Below are 18,957 nucleotides of genomic sequence, written 5' to 3' on the forward strand. Positions count from 1 at the left end.
GCTGAATGGGGGAGAGATGCAGATCGGTGTGTACCTGGCGCATCCGCGGCCGGGCAGTTTCAATCACGCCGTTTTCGATGCGGTCGTGGAGGAACTGCGGGAGGGAGGGGCCACGGTGCTGGCGCATGATCTGTGTGCCGAAGGGTTCACTCCCCTGCTGTCCGCCGATGAGACGGGGACCGTCGAGTCCGCCGGACGTGCCCACGACGCGCAGGTGGCGCTGCACCGGACGGAAGTGGCCACACTCGACGCGATGGTTTTCGTCCACCCGAACTGGTGGGGTATGCCGCCCGCTGTTCTCACGGGCTGGGTGCAGCGCGTGTTCGCGCCCGGCGTCGCCTACAAGCTCGGTACCGCGGAGGGTGAACCCGCCGGCCTGCTGAAGGCGCGCAGGGCTCTCGTGCTGAACACGTCCGACACTCCCGCCGACCGCGAGGAGGACGAGTTCGGGGACCCCCTGCAGAGGATCTGGGCCGCATGTGTCCTGCCGTACGTGGGAGTTACCGACATCCGCCGACTCGTCTTCCGGACCGTCACCGACTCGGCCGACGAGGAACGCGCGGCCTGGCTGACGCAGACGCGCAGGGAGGCGGCCGCGCTCCTGGCCTGACCGGGCCGCGGCGGTTATCAGGGGCTTCACCGCTGCTGGCGGAGGCCGGCGTGACCAGGGCAGGGGGGGACGAACCCGGCCGGGCCTCCCCCAACAGCCTGCCGGGGCAGGACCCCGGACACTCCTCCCGGTGGCGGTCCCCCGGTGCTCGGGCGTGGACCTGCACGTGCTCCAGCAGCCTGGCCCAGGTGCCGGCCGCCTTCCAGCGGGCGAACCGCTCATAGACGGTCCGCCACGGCCGACCACGCCCGTCCACCTGCGTCAACAGGGGCTCTATCCGCTCCCAAGCCATCCCGTCGACTCACCTCGCCGTGCCACAAGATCAATTAGCAGACAGGCTTCGGGCGTCTCTTCCATCCCTTCCGGGCCCTCTCTTCCGGCCTGCGCGCCCCGCGTGGCGCCCGGTATCAGAGACGGCCAGTCCAGTGTGCGAGACGCCATTGACCCGCGCCCGGCCGGATGGCTAGGTTTCGCCGCATGTTGCGTTCAGCCATGCTCACCACGCGCGGTCACATCGACCTGCTGCGGGTAGCTTCCGCCGCCTGTTGCCGCGGCTGCTGACGCCCTCTTCCTGACGCCCCTCCGTCGCTGACGCGTCACGAGCGCTCCGCGCTCTTCCACGGCATGCCCGCGCGCCCCTGAATCCGCACTGATCCCCCTGCTCCCCGCCTGCACGCCGGGGCGAGGTCTGTCAGGGCGGTGCGCGCCCCTGCCTTCACACCTTGTCTTCGTGGAGCCTCCATGAGCATCGGCCACGCGCCGCCGGAAACATCCGCCACACCGGCATCTGACCTTTCACCCCCGGACTCCCCCGCACTCGTGGCGGTCAAGCCGTCCTCCGCCCGGCGGCGTACCGTACCCCGCTGGATCCGCAGGACGACCGGGCCCCTGCTGCTGCTCGCGCTGTGGCAGCTGGCCAGCACCCTCGGGTGGCTGCCGGCCGACACCCTCGCGCCGCCGTCGGCCATCGCCTCCACGGGGGCGGACCTGATCGGCGACGGGACGCTCCCCGGGGCGATGGCCGTGTCCTTGCAGCGCGTCGCGATCGGGCTGGTCATAGGCGGGACGGCGGGGACGGTCCTCGCGCTGCTGTCCGGACTGTCCCGGCTCGGCGAGGACCTCATCGACGCGAGCGTGCAGATGCTGCGCACGGTGCCGTGGGTCGGCCTGATTCCCCTGTTCATCATCTGGATGGGCATCGGGGAGGCCCCCAAGGTCGCGCTGATCGCCCTCGGCACGGCCTTCCACCTGTACCTCAACGTGTACGCGGGGATCCGCGGGGTGGACGAGCCACTGATCGAGGCGGGCCAGGTGCTGGGCCTCGGCCGTTGGGGTCTGGTGCGGCACGTGGTGCTGCCGGGGGCACTTCCGGGCTTCATGACCGGCCTGCGCTACTCCCTCGCGACCGCGTGGCTGGCGCTGGTGTTCGGGGAGTCCATCAACGCCGACGCCGGTATCGGCTTCCTCATGAACCAGGCGCGGGAGTTCTTCCGCACCGACGTGATCGTCGTGTGCCTCGTCGTCTACGCCTTCCTCGGCCTGACCGCCGACCTCGTCGTCCGCACTCTCGAAAGGCTGCTGCTGCAATGGCGACCGACGTTCACGGGGCAGTAGCCGCCGCTTCCCCCGCGGCCACGGACGCCGGCACCGCCGTCCGGGTCACCGGTCTGACCCGGTCCTTCGACGGGCGGGCCGTCATCGACGGGCTCGATCTCACCCTGCGGACCGGCGAGTTCACCGTGCTCCTCGGGCGCAGCGGCTGCGGCAAGTCCACCCTGCTGCGCGTACTCGCCGGCCTGGACCGGGAGATCGAGGGCGATGTCCTCGTACCGGAGCGGCGGGCCGTGGCCTTCCAGGCGCCCCGGCTGATGCCCTGGAAGCGCGTCTGGCGCAACGTTCTGCTCGGACTGCCCGGCAAGCCGGGACGCGAACGCGCCGAGCTGGCCCTGGCCGAGGTCGGGCTGGAGCACCGTACGGACGCCTGGCCCAAGACCCTGTCCGGCGGCGAGGCCCAGCGGGCCTCCCTGGCCCGGGCACTGGTGCGCGAACCCGATCTGCTGCTGCTGGACGAGCCGTTCGGCGCCCTCGACGCCCTCACCCGGATCAAGGCCCAGCAGCTGGTGGCCCGGCTGTGGCAGCGGCGCGGCTGCGCGGTGCTCCTGGTCACGCACGACGTGGACGAGGCCGTGCTGCTGGCCGACCGCGTGCTGGTGATGGACGGGGGACGGATCGCCTACGACACGCAGGTCCCGCTGGACCGGCCGCGCGAGGTCGGTGACCCGGGCTTCGCGATGTTGCGCGCCCGGCTGCTCAGCGAACTCGGCGTCGCCTGAAGTCCCGTGGCCTGAAGTCCCGTTGCCCGAAGGGCCGTCGCCCGAAGGCCCCGCCCCCGCCCCCGCCCCCGCCCCCGCCCCCGCCCAGAAGACCTTTCACCCCGTCAAGAGAACGAAGAGAAGCGACATGACACGCCATTCCCTGCCCCTGTTCGCCGCCCTGGTCCCGCTGTCCCTGGTCCTGACCGCCTGCGGCGGGAGCTCCGCGGCCGACAGCGGCCCGGCCGCGGCTGGGGACACCAAGAGCAACGCGAAGGTCACGCTCAGCATCGGGGACCAGAAGGGCGGCTTCGAGTCGCTGCTGAAAGCCGCCGGCGAGCTGGAGAACCTCGACTACACCATCAAGTGGTCCACCTTCACCTCCGGTCCGCCGCTGCTGGAGGCCGTCAACGCCAAGGCCGTGGACATCGGGGGCGTGGGCAACACCCCGCCGGTGTTCGCCGCGGCCGCCAAGTCGAAGATCGCCGTCGTGGCGGCCACGCACGGCTCCTCCTCGGGCGAGGCGCTCCTCGTGCCGAAGGGCTCCACGCTCCAGTCCGCCGCCGAGCTGCGCGGCAAGAAGATCGCGGTGGCGCAGGGCAGTTCCGCCCACTTCCAGCTCATCGCGAGCCTGGAGCAGGCCGGCCTGAAGCCCTCGGACGTGACGGTCAACTTCCTCCAGCCCGCGGACGCGCTGGCCGCCTTCAACAGCGGCAGTGTCGACGCCTGGGCGGTCTGGGACCCGTACACCTCCCAGGTGCTGCGGAACGGCGCCCGCGTCCTCACCTCGGGCGAGGGTGTCGTCAACGGCCTCGGGTTCCAGGTCGCGGCGCCCTCCGCCCTGGCGGACCAGGCCAAGTCCAAGGCCATCGGCGACTACCTGGCACGCATCCGGCGCGCCCAGGACTGGGTGTTCAAGCACCCGGAGGAGTGGGCGAAGGTCTGGTCGAAGGAGACCGGCCTGCCGTACGAGGTGGCCTTCGACGCGGTCAAGCGCAGCAACGGCACCCGCGTGCCGGTCGCCGTGGACGACGCGGCCGTCGCCTCCGAGCAGAAGATCGCCGACACCTTCACCGAGTTGAAGCTGATCCCGGGCAAGGTCGTCTTCAAGGACGTCGTCGACACCCGCTTCAACGGCGACCTGCCGCCCTCCACCACCGCCCCGCGCACCTACGGGAAGGACTCCTGATGACGGTCCGTCTGCACTGGTTCCTGCCCACGGGCGGCGACGGCCGCACCCTGGTGGACCGGCACGCCTACGCCCACAACACCGCGGCGCCCGGGGTCCGCGAGCCGGACATCGAGTACCTCGCACAGATCGCGAAGGCCGCCGAACGGCTCGGGTTCGAGGCGGTGCTGACCCCGACGGGGACCTGGTGCGAGGACGCCTGGCTGACCACCGTGGCGCTCGCGCAGCACACCGAGCGGCTGAAGTTCCTGGTGGCGTTCCGGCCCGGGGTCATCTCGCCGACGCTGGCGGCCCAGATGGCCTCGACCTACCAGCGCATCACCCGTGGGCGGCTGCTGCTCAACGTGGTGACGGGCGGCGACTCGGCGGAGCAGCGGCGCTTCGGGGACCACCTCGACCACGACCGCCGCTACGAGCGCACCGCCGAGTTCCTGTCGGTCGTACGGGGGGCCTGGCGCGCGGAGCCGTTCGACTTCCACGGCGAGCACTACCGGATCGACGCGGGGCTGACCGCGCTGCCGCCCGATCCGCTGCCGGAGATCTTCTTCGGCGGGTCCTCGGCAGCGGCGGGCCCGGTCGCCGCCGAGCACGCCGACGTGTACCTGACCTGGGGCGAGCCGCCTCAGCAGGTGAAGGAGAAGATCGACTGGATCCGCTCGCTGGCCGAGGAGCGGGGGCGGACGGTCCGTTTCGGCATCCGGCTGCACACCATCTCGCGCGACTCGGCGAAGGAGGCCTGGGGCGCGGCGGACCGGCTGCTCGGGGACCTGTCGGACGCGGACATCGCGAGGGCGCAGACGCTGCTGGGCGCGAGCGAGTCGGTGGGGCAGCAGCGGATGCTGGCCCTGCACGGCGGATCGCGGGACGGCCTGGAGATCTCCCCGAACCTGTGGGCCGGGGTCGGGCTGGTCCGCGGTGGCGCGGGTACGGCCCTGGTCGGCAGCCACGCGGACGTGGCCGACCGGATCGAGGAGTACCACGCGCTCGGGATCGAGAACTTCGTCCTTTCGGGCTATCCGCACCTGGAGGAGGCGTACTGGTTCGGCGAAGGGGTGACCCCGGAACTGGCGGCGCGCGGACTGCTCGGGTCCTGAGCCGGGGGCGAGGGGGGGGAGGGAGGGTCCCGGCACCTGCGCGGGACGCGGACCGGGACGTGGGCGTGCCGGCCCTGCGCCTGCCAGCACCTGTGTCTGCCGGGGCGGCTGGTGGTCCAGGGGGCATCCTGTTCGTCCTGCACACCGGAATCGCCTGGGAACATCTGCCACGGCAACTGGGCTTCGGCTCGGGCATGACGTGCCGGCGCCGCCTGGCCGAGTGGACCGAGTCTGCTGGAGGCCGGCCCCGGCTCCACGAGGCCCTTCTGGCCCCGTGGCGGACCTCAGGCCGGCTTGCGCCACACGGAGATGTGCTTCGTGGAGTCCTGGGTGAACGGAGACCCGTCCCAGTCCGCAACGCGACGTTCCAGTTCGAGCCCGGCAATCCGCGCCATCAGGTCGAGCTCCGCCGGCCAGGCGTACCGGTGCCGGGAGTTTTCGCGGCGGTAGCGGCCGTCGTCGCCGTCGCGGGTGAAGTGGTGCGAGACGAGTACCTGCTCGACCAGGTCGAAGGTGTCGAAGCCGAGATGCTGCTGAGAGACGTCGAACGGCACCGCGACCTGGCTGGGCGGCAGGAGCCGCAGCGGCGGCACCCCCAGCTCGATGACGAACCGGCCGCCGGGCTCCAGATGCCGTGCGGCGTTGCGGAAGCACTCGACCTGCTCGTCCTGCGTGAGCAGGTTCGTGATGGTGTTGTAGACGAGGTAGACCAGGGTGAACGCGCCGGGAACGACGGTGGTGGCCATGTCCCCGATGACTACCGGGAGGGCGCCCTCGTCGACCTTGCGCCGCAGCACCGCTGCCATGTGCTCGGACAGTTCGATGCCCACGACCGGCACGCCTCGTTCCCGGAGCGGGACTCCCACCCGGCCGGTTCCGATGGCGAACTCCAGCGCCCGGCCGTCTCCGGCGAGCTCGGCGAGGAAGGCGAGGGTCGGTTCGAGGACGGCAGCCGAGGACGCCTCGGCTTCCTCGGCGTCGTAGCGGTCGGCGGTCGCGCGGGTCCACAGTTCACTGCTCGTCACGGGTGGCCACTGTGCCGCGTGCCGAGGGGCGCTGTCGAAGCATTTAAAACGTCCCGGGGTGATCCAACCTGTGTCAGGCAGCGCCGAAACGGAATGGGTTCAGCCCTGCTGGGGCGGATGATCAGTCGTCGGCAAAGGAGAGACATACCGCGCGTGGCTCCAGGATCACCTGGTTGTCCGTATAGCAATCCGCCTGCCGGGTGCCGACTTCGCTTGCACAGCCCGCGCATACGAGGTTCAGACCGTCGGTGCCAGAAGGGCCCTGGCAGCAGCCGGTCGATCGCATGAGGTCGGGGTGCCGTTCCGTGCCGGTCACATCGTCGGGGTGCACGGTGAAGCCAGGGACGTCGATGCCGAAATCGCTCACCTGAAAATTCCCGGCATAGGTGCCGCGGGGCATCCGGGCCGGACGTGTCCGGACGCCCGGGATCTCCGACATCGGGACCGGCGGCGGCACTCTCACCTTGGTGACCGGTCCGGTGAGGGGGTGTCGGCAGTGGTCACACAAGAAGCGCGGCATTCTGCTGATTCTGCAGCTTGACCAATGACTTGACCAGCGCATTTGCCTCGTCTGTCGCGGATCAGGCAGGTGGCACGGATCGACGTGGTCGGGGAGTTGGATCGTGGTGGCCTCGGGTCCATGCCGAACGGGGCGGCGATGAGCTGGGGGGCCATCGTGTTGACCAGGTCGAGCAACCGAGTGCGGCCGCCGCACTCGCAGGCGTCGAAGTCGACGCGCCCGAGTGGCTTGGGATCCGCGGTCGGGATCTTGGAGCAGATACCGGCGTCAGGCTTGGCGGGCAGAGGCTGCGAGCCGGTCCGCGAACGCGATGACGAGGTCTCGTAGTTCGTCCGGTCGCTCGATGACGAACGGCCGGTCGAGCGAGGCGAGCACGGGTGGCAACCAGTCGAGCCGTTCTGCTCTCAGTTCGACGCGGACCCAACGCTCGGTGTGCGGATCTGCGGCTTCCGCGGAAATGGGCTCCTCCACGCTCGCGACGCTGGCAGGCAGTCGGGTGCGGATCTGTTCGACCGTCCCGTGGATCCGCAGGGTCACTTCGTGCCGGTAGGCGGCCTTGGCGAGCCCTGACAGGACGCGCTGTGCCGGATCGAGGCCGGCGGGCGGCTCGAATGAGCCTGGCAGGCTCCTCGCGTCCGCGATGCGATCGAGCCGGAAAGTCCGGTCCTGGCCGATCCCGGGATCGGTGCCCGTGACGTACCACCGGCCCGCATGGGCGACGATCCCGTACGGGTGCAGCGTGCGTTCGCTTCGTCGGCCGTCTCGGGCGGTGTACCTGATCAAGGTCGGACGGCGATGGCGTACCGCATCGGCGATGGCGAGCAGGACCCCTGTCTCCGGGGTGGCCACATCGCCGGGCTCAGCCGTGAAGGCGAGGGATTCCATGACGGCGTCGAGCCGAGCGGCCAGACGCTCGGGCAGTACCCGGCGGATCTTCGCCGTCGCCGTCTCGCCTGCGGTTTCACTCGTCGCCGGCAACCCGGTCCTGCGGCCGGCGGCCAGGCCGAGGAGCACGGCAAGCGCCTCGTCGTCGTTGAGCATGAGCGGAGGCAGACGGTACCCGGGGGCGAGCCGATACCCGCCGTAGCGACCGCGGACCGCCTCGACCGGGATATCGAGGTCGACCAGGTGGCCCACGTACCGCCGAACGGTGCGTCCGTCGACGCCGAGCCGGTCGGCGAGTTCGGACATCGTTCTGATGCCGCCCGACTGCAGGAGTTCCAGGAGGGTGAGCACGCGGCTGGTGGGTCGAGCCATGTCCACGAGCCTAGCGTTGATACTGGACCGAATCTGTCCACTATTTGCTCTAGCGTCCGAGGTGCAACGGCTTCACCAGCTTGAGGAGAGCACCATGGACTTCGTCTCGATCCGGATCATCACCAGCGACGTCGCGCGCCTCGTCGACTTCTACGAGCGAGCCACCGGTGTGCGGGCGGACTGGTCCACCGAGGACTTCGCCGAATTGCGGACCCCCAGCGCGACCCTCGCGATCGGCAGCACCCGCACCGTGGCACTTTTCGCTCCCGGCTCCGCCCGTCCGGCCGACAACAACACGGTGATCATCGAATTCCTCGTCGCCGACGTGGACGGCGTGTACCGGAACCTGGCCGGTTTCGTCGCCGACTTCGTGACCGAGCCCACCACGATGCCCTGGGGCAACCGGTCGCTCCTGCTCCGTGACCCCGACGGCAACCTCGTCAACTTCTTCACCCCTGTCACGCCGGGGGCCGTCCGAACGGCTCCCTGACCTGCTGACCCTGTCCGACATCCTGGTGCACCGGCTACCGCGCCGCCCGTACCGCAGGGGTGGTCGCCGACCGCGGCGAGGAAGGCATCGCCCGGCGCGCGAGCTGATCGGCGGCCACGGCGGAGTGGCCGCTGACGTGGGGTTACGGCCTGCGACGGCCATATCGCCGCCCGGCTCCCACACCCGCAGGTGGGCCGCAGCGCTCCTCGTGAGGGCGGCCCCCGGGACGTGGCGACGGCAGAGTGCGGCGGGTCAGCGCAGGACGCTCACCGCCCGGGCGATGACCAGAAGCGACGTCAGCAGCGCCGCCACGCTCTGCACGGCCATGAGCAGCTTGGCGCGCACGGACAGGGGCATGGTGTCGGTCGGGCTGAAAGCGGTCGAGTTGGTCACCGATACGTAGAGATAGTCGACGAGGGTGGGGACCCAGTCGGAGACCTTGCTGGCGCCGTCCGCCACTTCCTGAACGGCATCGTCGTTCTCGTCCTGCGAGAAGCGGAAGTCCGCGAGTTGCAGCTCTTCACGAGGGGTCTGGGTACGGCTGACGGGGCCGCCGCGGTCGAGTTCCCAGTACGCCAGCCCGAATGCGATGACGTTCGTCAGCCACACCTGAAGTGCCGCCACGAGCAGGGAACGTCCGTCGTCGACTCCGGCATAGAGGAGTTCGTGGACGAGGATGCCGAGGGCGGTCAGATTGCTCGCCACGATGAGCAGGACCAGTGCCACCGACAGGAACCGGAACATCTTCGTCTGGTGGGTCAGCCGGCGCGGATTGATAGCGACCAACGGCAGGAGGAGCAGTACCTCCAACGCCGGCAGCACGTAGCGCGGAGCGATGAGCAGCTTCTGCGGCAGCGCCAGGTAGAGGAGGATGGCTGCCAGCGTGGCGACGACGGCGGGCAGCCTCGCTTCGCCGCGCCGTTCGTGGCGCGGATGGCGGATACGGGCATCGGCTCTTTTACCGGACACGAAGGTGACCGCCTTTCCTCCTTTGCGGGCCGCTCACGGCCTCAGAACGCGGAGCATATTGCCTCCGACGCCTCTTTCCCTTCGTGAATCAGCCATCAATGTGCGGGGCGTCAGCACGGAATGCCGAGGTGGGCCCGTGCCGGAACCGACCCCGGCCCACCTCGGCGAGTGCACTGGTCGATGGGCTACCAGCGATACCACCGGCCGCTTCCGCCCTTCGGGCGGGCGACGAAACCAAGCAGCCAGATCACCAGGACGGCGATCGCGATCCACCACAGAATTTTGATGGCGAAGCCCGCACCGAAAAGAATCAGGGCGAGCAGGAGAACGAGGAGCAGGGGAACCATGATTATCAACCTCCGGACAGCCTCCTGCCCCGCCCGCTCTCCTGCATTCGTGTTATTTAGCGGTTTCTTATGCCGCTTCCCGGGAAAGAGCCTTCGGCCGCTCAGCCGCTGGAACGCGGTCCTGGGCATGGCCGGCTGGCGGCTGGGGTGGGTGCCTTCTGCCCGGGGTCAGCGACCGTACCGGGCGGTCAAGGCCCGCACGGTCGCGGCGATGCGGTCGCGGAGTTCGGCCGGTTCCACCACTTCGATATCCGTGCCGAGCCGCAGGAACTCCCCGTGGGCGTGGTCGATCGACTCGATCGGCACCCGGGCCTGCGTCCAGCCGTCGCTCACGGGCCCCACGCCGAGGCGGCGGGCTCCCTGCGGGGTGAGCCGCACCAGCGCCTCGCCTGTGTGCAGCCGGGCCCGGAAGCCGGCCAGGTGTCCGTCCCAGTAGGCGGCCAGGTCGAACCCCTCCGGAGGGGCGAATTCCTCCAGCGGTTCGATGCCGAGGATCTGATCGACCCGGTAGGTGCGTATCCCGGACCGTCCGCCCGCGACCAGGTACCAACGGCCGGCCTTCAGTAGAGCCCGTACGGCTCCACCCGGCGCTCGATCTCCTCCGGGGCCCGCCAGCGCCGGTACCTCAGCACTACTGCCCGCCCCTCCCACACCGCGGAGGCGACCGGGGCCAGATACGGCGTGCGGTCGGCGTCGCTGTACCAGCCGAGAGCGTCGAGCAGGAAGCGTTGCCGGATACGTTCGGCCTGCTCGCGCAGATCCGCCGGAAGGGCGGCCCGCAACTTGAGTTGCGCGGTGGCGAGCGCATCTCCGAGCCCCAGGTCGGCGGCGGCGCCGGGGAGCGCGGCGAGGAACGCTGCCTGTGCCTCGTCCGCCGTGAGTCCGGTGAGCCGGGTCCGGTAACCGTCGACCAGCCGGTAGCCGCCCGCATGTCCGGCGGCGCCGTACAGCGGGATGCCGGCGGCGCCGAGCGCCTCGACGTCCCGGTAGACCGTACGAACGGAGACCTCCAGTTCCTCGGCCAGTTCCCGGGCAGTCATCCGGCCCCGGTTCTGGAGCAGGAGGAGCAGAGTGACCAGCCGGCTCGCGCCCCAAAGTCGCGGCCTTCACCCGAAGGGGGCGGGCCGGCGCATGAGTATCGTCGAACTTCGCCAGTACACCCTGCGCCCCGGAGCGGGCGGTTCCGCGACCTGGACGACCCGAACCGCTTCGTCTGGCTGCGCTCGTTCCCCGACATGGCACGCCGACGGCACTCACTGGAGTCCTTCTACACCGGCCCGGTCTGGCGCCAGCACCGGGAAGCAGCCAACGCCACCATGACCGACAGCGACGACGTCCTGCTCCTGCGCGGGCCCGGTTTCACACCCGCGCCCGGTACCCGCGAGGTGCTCGCGACCATCTGTCATCCGTTCGGGGCGACCGCCTTCGACGGGTACGCCGCCCGGCACCTGGGCGCGGGCCACGCCCTGCACCGCACCGAGCACGCCGAGAACGACTACCCGCGCCTGCCGGTCCGCACCGGGCTGGACGTCAGGGTCTGGTTCGGCGCGGCGCCACCACCGCCGTGGCCGTGCCGGACGCTACGGCTCGAACTGGTGACGCGGCGTGGCGTGGAAGGGCCGGTCAGCGTCGTGACCAGCTGATGTCGGCGACCGAGGAGAGGAAGTCCTCGGCGTCGAAGGCCTCCCCCGGGACGCGGATCCCGCAGGCCTTGCCGCTCGGCAGCGTCCTACCGGCGAGCCGGGGCCCGCCTGGCATTCCAGCGGGCACGAGGACTCTCAGGCCGCGGCATCCGAGCGGGGCGAACCGGCGGCGCGGCGGTATTCGGCGTTGAGGCGCTGGGCCTCTTCGAGCTGGTCCTGGAGGATGACGATGCGGCAGGCCGCCTCGATGGGGGTGCCTTGGTCGACGAGTTCCCGGGCGCGGGCCGCGATCCGCAGCTGGTAGCGGGAGTACCGGCGGTGGCCGCCGGCGGAGCGAAGCGGGGTGATGAGGCGGGCTTCGCCGATCGCGCGGAGGAAACTCTGGGTGGTGCCGAGTATTTCGGCGGCCCGGCCCATGGTGTAGGCGGGGAAGTTGTCGTCGTCCAGACGGCCGCCGAGCGGGCTCCCCGGGTTGTCTGCTGTCATCGCACCTCTTTCTGCCACGCATGGAGGGGCCCTGGCGCCTATAGCGCCAGGGCCCCGAAGGAACTGCTACACCATCTGCCGGCCCTGATACTGCGCCGGCCTTCTGTTTCCGCCTACCCGACCTGAGCTTCGCCGGGGTTGCGGGGATCGCGGTGCTTGACCGGAGACCACCTCACTATCGATGTCCTGCGGTACCCGGACTCGCGTGGCGTCCGGGCGATCCTGATGGCGTCCCAACTCCTCCGTTCTTCCCTCTGGTGATCAACTGCTTACCTACAGGGAACTGCTGTACTGCTGGTACTGCGAAATGCGGGTACTGCTCGTGGCCTGACCAAGCACCACGCTCCGGCAGCCAGCCCCGTTGCCCATCCTGCATCTGCTTTGGCTTAGAACCCCACTGCCGGACTTCCCGGTGCGCGCGTCCGCAGCCGACGCCTTCACCGGGGGTGTTGCTCACTGACTTCACTGCTGGGTACTGCAACCACTGGGTACTGCCTGCGGCGGCCCCTGATGACTGCGGGCCACCCAGTGCGGTGATCAGTCCCGTCGCCGTCCTGCAACCGCTCTGGCTTCGACACTCCACCACCGCACCGTCCTGCAACTTCGGGTACTGCTGCCCGGCAGTTCATCTCTGCCGGGCCCTTCGTTCTCTCTGGGCTACGAAAGAAACCATAGCTACGCCGCAGCGCAATGTCTACTCCAGCGACGACAGATTTTGGGATGGCGGTGTGGGAGGTAATCGGCGGTCCGCACGCACACAGGTGAGAGCGGAGGCAGGCGCCTGACGCGGTCGCCTGTCGGCGGAACCGTCGAGCCGTCGGGAACGTCGGAGCTCTGTCTCCGGTGACAGGGGTGGTCGTACTGGTGGGTGCGGCGACTGCGGCTGCCTGCGGGAACAGCAGTGGTGTTCACGGGGATGCCGGGCCGCAGGGCCCGTCGCCGCTCGTGTCCCCCGGCCGTGCGACCGGGGCAGCCCCGCGTCCTGGTGGCTGCGTCTCGGGTGCGGTGACGGTGACCATGCGGCCCGGGGAGTTCGCCGTCCAGCGGGTGTGCGTGAGGGTCGGTGCCACCGTGACGGTCGTTGTGCCGGCCGGCCCGAGTGGTGCCTGGCCGGGGCCGAGTACGAGCACTCCGATGCCGGCCGTGATCACTGCGGCCACGACCGATGCGGAGGGCACGGGCCACGTCACCCTTCGCGCGGCCCGACCGGGCGTGGCCTTGGTGACCTGGGGGACACAGGGCTCGCCCGTGCTCAGTCTGCGCCTCGACGTGGCCGCCTTTCAGATCCCCTGACGGCCGGCGCGATCCCCCGTGCCGGGGTCGCACCGGCCGTTTGGCCACAGGACCCGGTCAGTCGTTCGTGCGGCCCCTGAGCCGCCGTGCGTCGAAGGACCAGATGCCCCGTCCGTGGGTGGCGGCGTACAGGTTGCCGTCCGGGCCGAGGCGCAGTTGCATGACGGCCGTGGTGGGCAGTGCGTTGCCGAGTACCTGCCACTGGTTCGCGCCGACGGGGCGGTAGAAGACGGCCAGGTCGGTGGCGAGGGACAGTCCTCCGCCGGGTACGAGCTTCACCGAGTTGGCGGGGACATCGGGCAGGTTCGCCGAGATGTCGGTCCAGTCGGCCCCGCCGTTCTTCGATTCGAAGACGTGGCCGACGCCCGCGCCGGGGCCTTCGGTCCACTTGCGGGAGAAGCCGTTGACGGCCACGTACACGTGCTGGGCGTCGGCCGGGTCGACCTCGAAGCCGGAGATGTAGCGGTTGGGGACGGTGCCGTCGACGGGGAGGTTCAGCTGGTGCCAGCCGGTGCCGTCGGCGTTGCCGGTCGCGATGCCGCGGCTGAAGCCCTGGTTGTTGCAGGGGCCGCACCAGCCGGCGTAGACGGTGCCGCCGGAGGAGACGACGGCGGTGGCCACATGACCTTCGCCCAGGTCGTAGGCGTTGTTCCACTCCGCGCCGGAACGGATCGCGAAGCCCTTGTGCTGCACCCACACGTGACGGCCGCCGGCGACCCAGGTGTTGACGTCCTTGGTGTCGGAGGCGATCGGCGCGATGAAGCGGGCGCCCGCGCCGCCGAGGTCCTTGTCCGGGGGTGCCACCTCGTACTCGGTGGCCTTGGTCGGGTCCGTAGTCCAGGAGCCGTTGTTCACACCGCAGTTCTGGGTGACCCACATGTCGAGGTAGACGTACTCCTCGGCGATGTTGCAGCCGTTGTTCGGGTCGGTGATGGTGTCGGCTCCGTCCCCGCCGAAGTTGGATCCCATCACCTTGTCGCGGCCGCGGAGGATCGACTGGCCGTTGTCCTGCAGGCCGCCGGTGACCGAGACGCCGCCGTAGGCGAGGTCCTTGCCGACGCCCACCGAGTAGAACTGGAGGGTGTCGATGGTGCCGTCGTTCAGCGACTGCCAGTCCTTGGCGTGGCCGCCGGAGTCGACCGCGCCGTTGACCGGGCGGCGGTAGATGCCGCCGTCGTTGCCGACGTACGCGTAGGTCTTGCCCTTGTACGTGCCGATGGCGACCGCGTGCTGGTCGGAGTGCGTGGTCGCTGAGCAGTCACCGGTCTGCTTCGCCGGGTCGATGCTCCAGCAGGGGAAGGGGAAGTTCCAGTACGGGCCCGGGGTGATCCAGTCCGCGCCGCCGTTCTTGGTCTCGAAGACCTCCTCCAGACCGAGGTAGACGTGGCCGGGGTTGGCCGGGTCGACCTGGAGGAACTGGTTGTACCAGGACTGGATGCCGGGCATGTAGCCGTCGCCCTGGAGCGCCGAGCCGGACGCCTTCAGCTTGGGGTAGTCGGCGATCTGCGTCCACGGCCCGAAGGGGGAGCCGCTCTTGGAGACGTAGACGCCCTTCAGCCCGCTGTTCGGGTCCGCGGCCATCTGTGCCGGGGACTGGTCGATGGCGTACATGCGCGAGCCGTCCGCGGCGGACGCGAACGTCACGTTGCCGACGTCCTCGTGGTTCGTCGGCAGGTCGCCCAGACCGGCGGCCGGCTGCCAGGTGCCGTCACCCTGCTTGGAGTACAGCCCGTTGTTGGTGTCACCGCCCCGCCAGCCGACGGCGAGCAGCACCTTGGACGGGTCCTTCGGGTCCACGGCGATGTCGTTGGCGATGTTCTTGTACGGGGCGCTGGGGTCGGAGGCCTTGGCGCCGCCGGGAAGATAGTCCGGGTTGGGAGCGAACTCCAGCTTCCACGGGCCCGACAGCGTGGTGGTGGAGTGCGACCACACGCCCCGGCTGGTGGCCGCCCACACCGTGGTGCCGGCGAAGCGCAGGGCGTGGATGGTGGTGCTCTCCAGCTCCGCACCGCCCACCCGGCCGCCGGGCTGGAACTGCCCGTGCTGCGGGTCGGCCAGCAGGTAGACACCCGTACCGACGTAGGAGGTCGCCCCGGTGTTCGACTCGCCTGTGGCGTACCAGAGCCGCTTGGAGCCGTCCAGGGCGAGGGTGCCGGTCGACAGCGAGGGCAGCTTGTCGGCGATGGGCTCCCACTGCCCGCCGCCGGTCTTCGACCGGAACACCCCGCCGTTGGCGCCGCCCGCGTACACGAAACCCTGGTCGTCGGCGGCGACCCCGGTGATGCGGCCGGTCACGTTGCCCGAACCGCCACTGGAGTTGGAATTGAGGTCGCGGTAGCGGGGGTCGTCAGAGTTGTACGGCTTCTTCGTGACGTGGTTCCAGTCGCCGCGGGTGTGCTGCATCGACTGCAACTGCGCCCAGGCCGCGCCGTACGCACCCGGCGCGACGATGCCGGGCGCCGTCCGGGCCTCGGTGTACTGGGCGGTGCCCTCGGCGGAGTTCTCCGCTTCGTCGGAACCGTCGTCGCCCTCGCTCCCGGGTGCCGCGAAGGCGGACCTGCCGTGACCCGCGTTGACCGCTTTGGTGTGCTGGCGGCCGATGTCGGCCTGGTGGCGCGCGTTCCAGGGCCGGGGTCGGGCATCACTGGATGCTGCGAGCGACTGGGTGCTCACCAGTCCGAACGCGGCGGCTACGACGGTGCAGGTGATGAACCGTCGCCGATGCCGTTGAGGCATCATGCGCTCTCCTCCCTACGGTCGGGCACCGGATGTGGCCCGACGCGGGGAGATCTTGGCGTGTCCGCGACAGGTGGGAAAGGGGAGCGGGGAAAAATGAGCCGGAGTTTGCCATTCCGGCGTGAGGCGGCCACCGAGGCGGCCGCGGGCCGCTGCGGGACGCCGTCCTCGGCTCGACGCGGGCACGGTCCGCGCGTAGCGGCGCCTCGGCTATCTCTCCCCCGGCGTTGAGACGCACGGCCCCGCACGTCGGCACCACCGCGACGCGCCCCGTCTCAGTGTGGCGTTACCACTGGGTGCAGTGCGGCCCCGCCTTGATCGCTTCGAAGTTGGCTTTGAAGGCGTCGTAGACGGCGGGATTGTCGATCTTCAGGAGGGTTTCGTCGTTCGCGCGGAGGTTCGGGAAGGTGTAGTTGTGGCTTCCGGTGAAGACCAGCTTGCGGTTGGCGCCTCCCAGGTAGGTGCCCTCGATGAGCAGGTACTTGGAGTGAATGCCGATGGTGCGGGAGGTGCCGTCGGCGTTCGAGGCGGTTCCGGCACAGCGGGCGGTGTAGTCGAGCTTGCCCGCGATCGTGTTCTTGACGGTCGTGCCGAGGTTGCCGTCCTCGCCGTTGTGGAGGAGGTCGACCGCGCATCCGGCGGTCTTCATCTGCACCAGCTTGTCGGCCACTTGGGGGCGCGTAAACGCGTACATCCCGACGCGGACACGGGTCGCCCCGCCGGCGCAGTCGACGTTGTTGAGCAGGGAGACGACGGTGTCCGTGCTCGCGTCGGTGGAGTACGTGGTGCCCGTCTTCTCCTGGCGGGGGAAGAAGTACGTCTTGTACGGGCCGCTGTCCTGGGTCTGGTAGTAGTGAGGGAGCCCCAACCCCGAGGAGCCGTAGGTCTGCTGGTCCTGCCAGTACGCCCGGTACGCCGCATAGAGGCCCGAGCCGTTGTCGGGGAGGGTGACGGCGTTGTTGTACAAGTTCCGGCGCTGGCTGGTGGTGAGGTTCGCGGACGTCTGGAACACGACGTTGTCGGTGCTGCCCACCTTGGAGAAGAGGAAGAACTTGTTGTGGTTGATCGCGCCGCCGTCCCCGCCTGACAGGCTGCGGTTGCCGATGCAGCCCCGCGTGGTCGGGCAGGCCATGACCCAGGAGTCCGCCGTGAGGTCCGTGCCCAGACCGGTGGCGGCCGCGAGGGCGGAGTACTCGGAGCCGGTGGCCTTGCCCGTTTCGGGGTCGGTGTCGGCGACGGCGTCCCCGTCCACGATGACCTTGACCTTCACTCCCCGCTGTTTGGCCGCGACCAGCGCGCTGCGGACGCCGCCGTCGGTGATCAGGTAGATGGAGCCGTTGATCTCCGACCCGGCCGGAGCCCGGTTGACCAGTGAGATCAGCTGGTTGCGGATCGCGTCCTGCTCGGCCGCCGAACCGGCCGGATCATTGAACGTGGCCGTGACGGCCACCGGCTCGTCCACGGCACCCGCCCCTGGAGCCGTGAGCAGCGAGACCCCCGCCATCAGCCCTGTCGCCGCCACCAATACCGCTGCTCTGCGCATGTTGTTGCCGCTCCCCTTCGGTTGTCGAACTGGTATATGAAACACGAAGATCCCTGCACGCGAATGACGGAGCCCCTGGGCGTCTTGCCTGATGGACAGGCTCAAGACCTGGACACGCTGGCTCTGGCCACCGCGGAGGGGCTTGCCCGACGGCACGTCGGCGTCGTCGTCGCCGTCGTAGCCGACGGGCGGGTCGCATACGCGGCGACGGGAGCCACAGGAAGGGGCGATGGCTCGGTACCGAGCGCCGACACGCTTTTCGAGAGGCACGGATGGCGGTCGCCGGCACGGTGGAACTCGACGAGCCGCTGGGCCGGCTGCTGCCATCGGGCACGGCCGTACCGTCGAGGGAGGGACGGGAGATCACCCTGCGGCATCTGGCCACCCACACCTCCGGGTTGCCGCGGCTGCCCAAGGGCATGATGGTGCGGGCGCTGCCGCGTCCCCGCACCCCCGATCCGTACGCAGGCTGCACCGCGGAGACGCTGCTGTCCGGACTGGCCCGCACCCGCCTCGGATCCACCCCGGGCCGACGGGTGCGCTACTCCAACCTCGGTGCCGGCCTCCTCGGACTGGCCCTCGCCCGCCGCGCGGGCACCACCTACGAGCGACTGGTCACCAGCCAGGTGTGCGCCCCGCTGGGCATGTCCGCGACCGGGGTGGCGGATGACGTCACCCGGCCGGGCCGGCTCGCCCAGGGCCATGACGGCAGGCGGCGCCGCACCCCACCGTGGAACCTGGCCGATCTTGCCGGGGCGGGAGGCCTGCGGTCGTCCGCGGTCGACCTCGTGTCCTACGTTCGGACCCAGTTGGACTGCCGCGGCCCCGCCGAGCTGGGGCGCGATCGTCCTGAGCAACACCCAGCGCCCCGTCGACGCCCCGGCCTTCGAACTGCTGCGCACCCTCCAGGACCAGGCCGCCTGCGGCGACGCCCGCCAAGGCACGGCCTGACGCCTCGTCCGAAGGCGGGAAGCGCCGTCATCGACGGTGAGGGCCGTCGCGCCGCCGCCCGCCCGCCGGACGTCGTCATCCGGCAGGCGAGGGCGGCCGATGTTTAGGCGGGGGTGATGTTCTCCGCCTGGGGGCCCTTCTGGCCCTGGGTCACGTCGAAGGTCACCGTCTGGCCCTCCTGGAGCTCACGGTAGCCCGAGGAGTTGATCGCGGAGTAGTGGGCGAAGACGTCCGGGCCGCCGCCGTCCTGGGCGATGAACCCGAAGCCCTTCTCCGCGTTGAACCACTTCACAGTTCCTGTAGCCATGTCTCATGCCTTCCAGTCGATGAACGCCTCCCGCGGTATACGGGAAGCCGGAGGTGATCGCCCTGGTTCCTGCGGCACAACACAGCAAAAATGCCCACGCCGGAGGCATGGGCAAAGGGAAAATCCGAACCACGACAGCTAACGCAGACGCTACACGCCCACACCTTCTGTCACCACAGGAAACA

19 protein-coding genes and 3 pseudogenes are annotated in these 18,957 nt (G+C 69.9%); 10 read left to right on the top strand and 12 right to left on the bottom strand.

The features are described from left to right. Positions 1-16: 16 nt before the first annotated feature. Positions 17-610, top strand: coding sequence for an NAD(P)H-dependent oxidoreductase (locus ACZ5NJ_RS15550; protein ID WP_468765376.1), 594 nt, complete (start codon positions 17-19; stop codon positions 608-610). A gap of 139 nt (positions 611-749) precedes the next feature. On the opposite strand, the pseudogene ACZ5NJ_RS15555 reads toward ACZ5NJ_RS15550, so the two are convergent. Continuing rightward, positions 750-902 (bottom strand): annotated as a pseudogene (locus ACZ5NJ_RS15555) (IS5/IS1182 family transposase); the annotation flags it as partial. Positions 903-1,102: 200 nt separating this feature from the next. Between ACZ5NJ_RS15555 and ACZ5NJ_RS15560 the strand changes: the two are divergent. From ACZ5NJ_RS15560 to ACZ5NJ_RS15585, 6 genes and pseudogenes are all read left to right on the top strand, one after another. After that, on the top strand, positions 1,103-1,171 hold the full coding sequence (locus ACZ5NJ_RS15560; protein ID WP_328303517.1) for a putative leader peptide: 69 nt from the start codon (positions 1,103-1,105) through the stop codon (positions 1,169-1,171). A gap of 180 nt (positions 1,172-1,351) precedes the next feature. After that, positions 1,352-2,224 carry an ABC transporter permease gene (locus ACZ5NJ_RS15565; RefSeq protein WP_468765377.1) on the top strand — a complete coding sequence of 291 codons (873 nt, stop codon included), beginning with the start codon at positions 1,352-1,354 and terminating at the stop codon, positions 2,222-2,224. Further along, complete coding sequence (locus ACZ5NJ_RS15570; RefSeq protein ID WP_468765379.1) at positions 2,197-2,943, top strand: ABC transporter ATP-binding protein; 747 nt, start codon at positions 2,197-2,199, stop codon at positions 2,941-2,943. The genes ACZ5NJ_RS15565 and ACZ5NJ_RS15570 overlap by 28 nt, the downstream gene beginning before the upstream one ends. Before the next feature lie 127 nt (positions 2,944-3,070). Next, positions 3,071-4,111, top strand: a complete 1,041-nt coding sequence (locus ACZ5NJ_RS15575) for an ABC transporter substrate-binding protein (protein ID WP_468765381.1) — start codon at positions 3,071-3,073, stop codon at positions 4,109-4,111. Beyond that, entirely contained in the window at positions 4,111-5,205 is a 1,095-nt protein-coding gene (locus ACZ5NJ_RS15580) for an LLM class flavin-dependent oxidoreductase (RefSeq protein WP_468765383.1), read from the top strand. The genes ACZ5NJ_RS15575 and ACZ5NJ_RS15580 overlap by 1 nt, the downstream gene beginning before the upstream one ends. A 122-nt stretch (positions 5,206-5,327) precedes the next feature. Further along, positions 5,328-5,501: pseudogene (locus tag ACZ5NJ_RS15585) on the top strand (transposase); the annotation flags it as partial. Here ACZ5NJ_RS15585 and ACZ5NJ_RS15590 read toward each other — a convergent pair. The 3 genes from ACZ5NJ_RS15590 to ACZ5NJ_RS15600 all read right to left on the bottom strand — a co-directional run bounded on the left by ACZ5NJ_RS15590 (position 5,490) and on the right by ACZ5NJ_RS15600 (position 8,007). Then, positions 5,490-6,230: a class I SAM-dependent DNA methyltransferase gene (locus tag ACZ5NJ_RS15590; RefSeq protein WP_468765385.1), complete on the bottom strand. Its 741-nt coding sequence runs from the start codon at positions 6,228-6,230 to the stop codon at positions 5,490-5,492. The pseudogene ACZ5NJ_RS15585 and the gene ACZ5NJ_RS15590 overlap by 12 nt on opposite strands. A gap of 121 nt (positions 6,231-6,351) precedes the next feature. Continuing rightward, the gene (locus ACZ5NJ_RS15595) at positions 6,352-6,750 is read right to left on the bottom strand and encodes a hypothetical protein (protein ID WP_468765387.1); all 399 of its coding nucleotides are present in this window, start codon (positions 6,748-6,750) and stop codon (positions 6,352-6,354) included. Between the two features lie 267 nt (positions 6,751-7,017). Next, positions 7,018-8,007, bottom strand: coding sequence for a helix-turn-helix transcriptional regulator (locus ACZ5NJ_RS15600; protein ID WP_468765389.1), 990 nt, complete (start codon positions 8,005-8,007; stop codon positions 7,018-7,020). 94 nt (positions 8,008-8,101) lie between these two features. Here ACZ5NJ_RS15600 and ACZ5NJ_RS15605 point away from each other — a divergent pair, with 94 nt between their 5' ends. Further along, positions 8,102-8,497: a VOC family protein gene (locus ACZ5NJ_RS15605; protein WP_468765391.1), complete on the top strand. Its 396-nt coding sequence runs from the start codon at positions 8,102-8,104 to the stop codon at positions 8,495-8,497. Positions 8,498-8,749: 252 nt separating this feature from the next. On the opposite strand, the gene ACZ5NJ_RS15610 is transcribed toward ACZ5NJ_RS15605, so the two are convergent. From ACZ5NJ_RS15610 to ACZ5NJ_RS15620, 3 genes and pseudogenes are all read right to left on the bottom strand, one after another. Further along, entirely contained in the window at positions 8,750-9,466 is a 717-nt protein-coding gene (locus tag ACZ5NJ_RS15610) for a hypothetical protein (protein WP_468765393.1), read from the bottom strand. A gap of 185 nt (positions 9,467-9,651) precedes the next feature. After that, positions 9,652-9,813: a hydrophobic protein gene (locus ACZ5NJ_RS15615; protein ID WP_468765395.1), complete on the bottom strand. Its 162-nt coding sequence runs from the start codon at positions 9,811-9,813 to the stop codon at positions 9,652-9,654. A gap of 168 nt (positions 9,814-9,981) precedes the next feature. After that, positions 9,982-10,853 (bottom strand): annotated as a pseudogene (locus ACZ5NJ_RS15620) (helix-turn-helix transcriptional regulator). Between the two features lie 195 nt (positions 10,854-11,048). Between ACZ5NJ_RS15620 and ACZ5NJ_RS15625 the strand changes: the two are divergent. After that, positions 11,049-11,456 (top strand): hypothetical protein, encoded by a 408-nt coding sequence (locus tag ACZ5NJ_RS15625; protein WP_468765397.1) that lies wholly within the window; start codon positions 11,049-11,051, stop codon positions 11,454-11,456. On the opposite strand, the gene ACZ5NJ_RS15630 is transcribed toward ACZ5NJ_RS15625, so the two are convergent. The 4 genes from ACZ5NJ_RS15630 to ACZ5NJ_RS15645 all read right to left on the bottom strand — a co-directional run bounded on the left by ACZ5NJ_RS15630 (position 11,437) and on the right by ACZ5NJ_RS15645 (position 17,514). Further along, positions 11,437-11,571, bottom strand: a complete 135-nt coding sequence (locus ACZ5NJ_RS15630) for a hypothetical protein (protein ID WP_468765399.1) — start codon at positions 11,569-11,571, stop codon at positions 11,437-11,439. The two genes, ACZ5NJ_RS15625 and ACZ5NJ_RS15630, sit on opposite strands and share 20 nt — an antisense overlap. Before the next feature lie 20 nt (positions 11,572-11,591). Further along, on the bottom strand, positions 11,592-11,942 hold the full coding sequence (locus ACZ5NJ_RS15635) for a MerR family transcriptional regulator (protein ID WP_468765401.1): 351 nt from the start codon (positions 11,940-11,942) through the stop codon (positions 11,592-11,594). Positions 11,943-13,292: 1,350 nt separating this feature from the next. Next, positions 13,293-15,974 (bottom strand): glycosyl hydrolase, encoded by a 2,682-nt coding sequence (locus ACZ5NJ_RS15640; RefSeq protein WP_468765403.1) that lies wholly within the window; start codon positions 15,972-15,974, stop codon positions 13,293-13,295. A 283-nt stretch (positions 15,975-16,257) separates the two neighbouring features. After that, complete coding sequence (locus ACZ5NJ_RS15645) at positions 16,258-17,514, bottom strand: phospholipase D-like domain-containing protein (RefSeq protein WP_468765405.1); 1,257 nt, start codon at positions 17,512-17,514, stop codon at positions 16,258-16,260. Between the two features lie 272 nt (positions 17,515-17,786). On the opposite strand from ACZ5NJ_RS15645, the gene ACZ5NJ_RS15650 reads away from it, so the two are divergent. Beyond that, positions 17,787-18,572, top strand: coding sequence for a serine hydrolase domain-containing protein (locus ACZ5NJ_RS15650; protein WP_468765407.1), 786 nt, complete (start codon positions 17,787-17,789; stop codon positions 18,570-18,572). Here ACZ5NJ_RS15650 and ACZ5NJ_RS15655 read toward each other — a convergent pair. Further along, the gene (locus ACZ5NJ_RS15655; RefSeq protein ID WP_466617938.1) at positions 18,569-18,772 is read right to left on the bottom strand and encodes a cold-shock protein; all 204 of its coding nucleotides are present in this window, start codon (positions 18,770-18,772) and stop codon (positions 18,569-18,571) included. The genes ACZ5NJ_RS15650 and ACZ5NJ_RS15655 overlap by 4 nt on opposite strands. Between the last annotated feature and the right edge of the window lie 185 nt (positions 18,773-18,957).

The organism is Streptomyces sp. NPDC032091 (assembly GCF_055580265.1).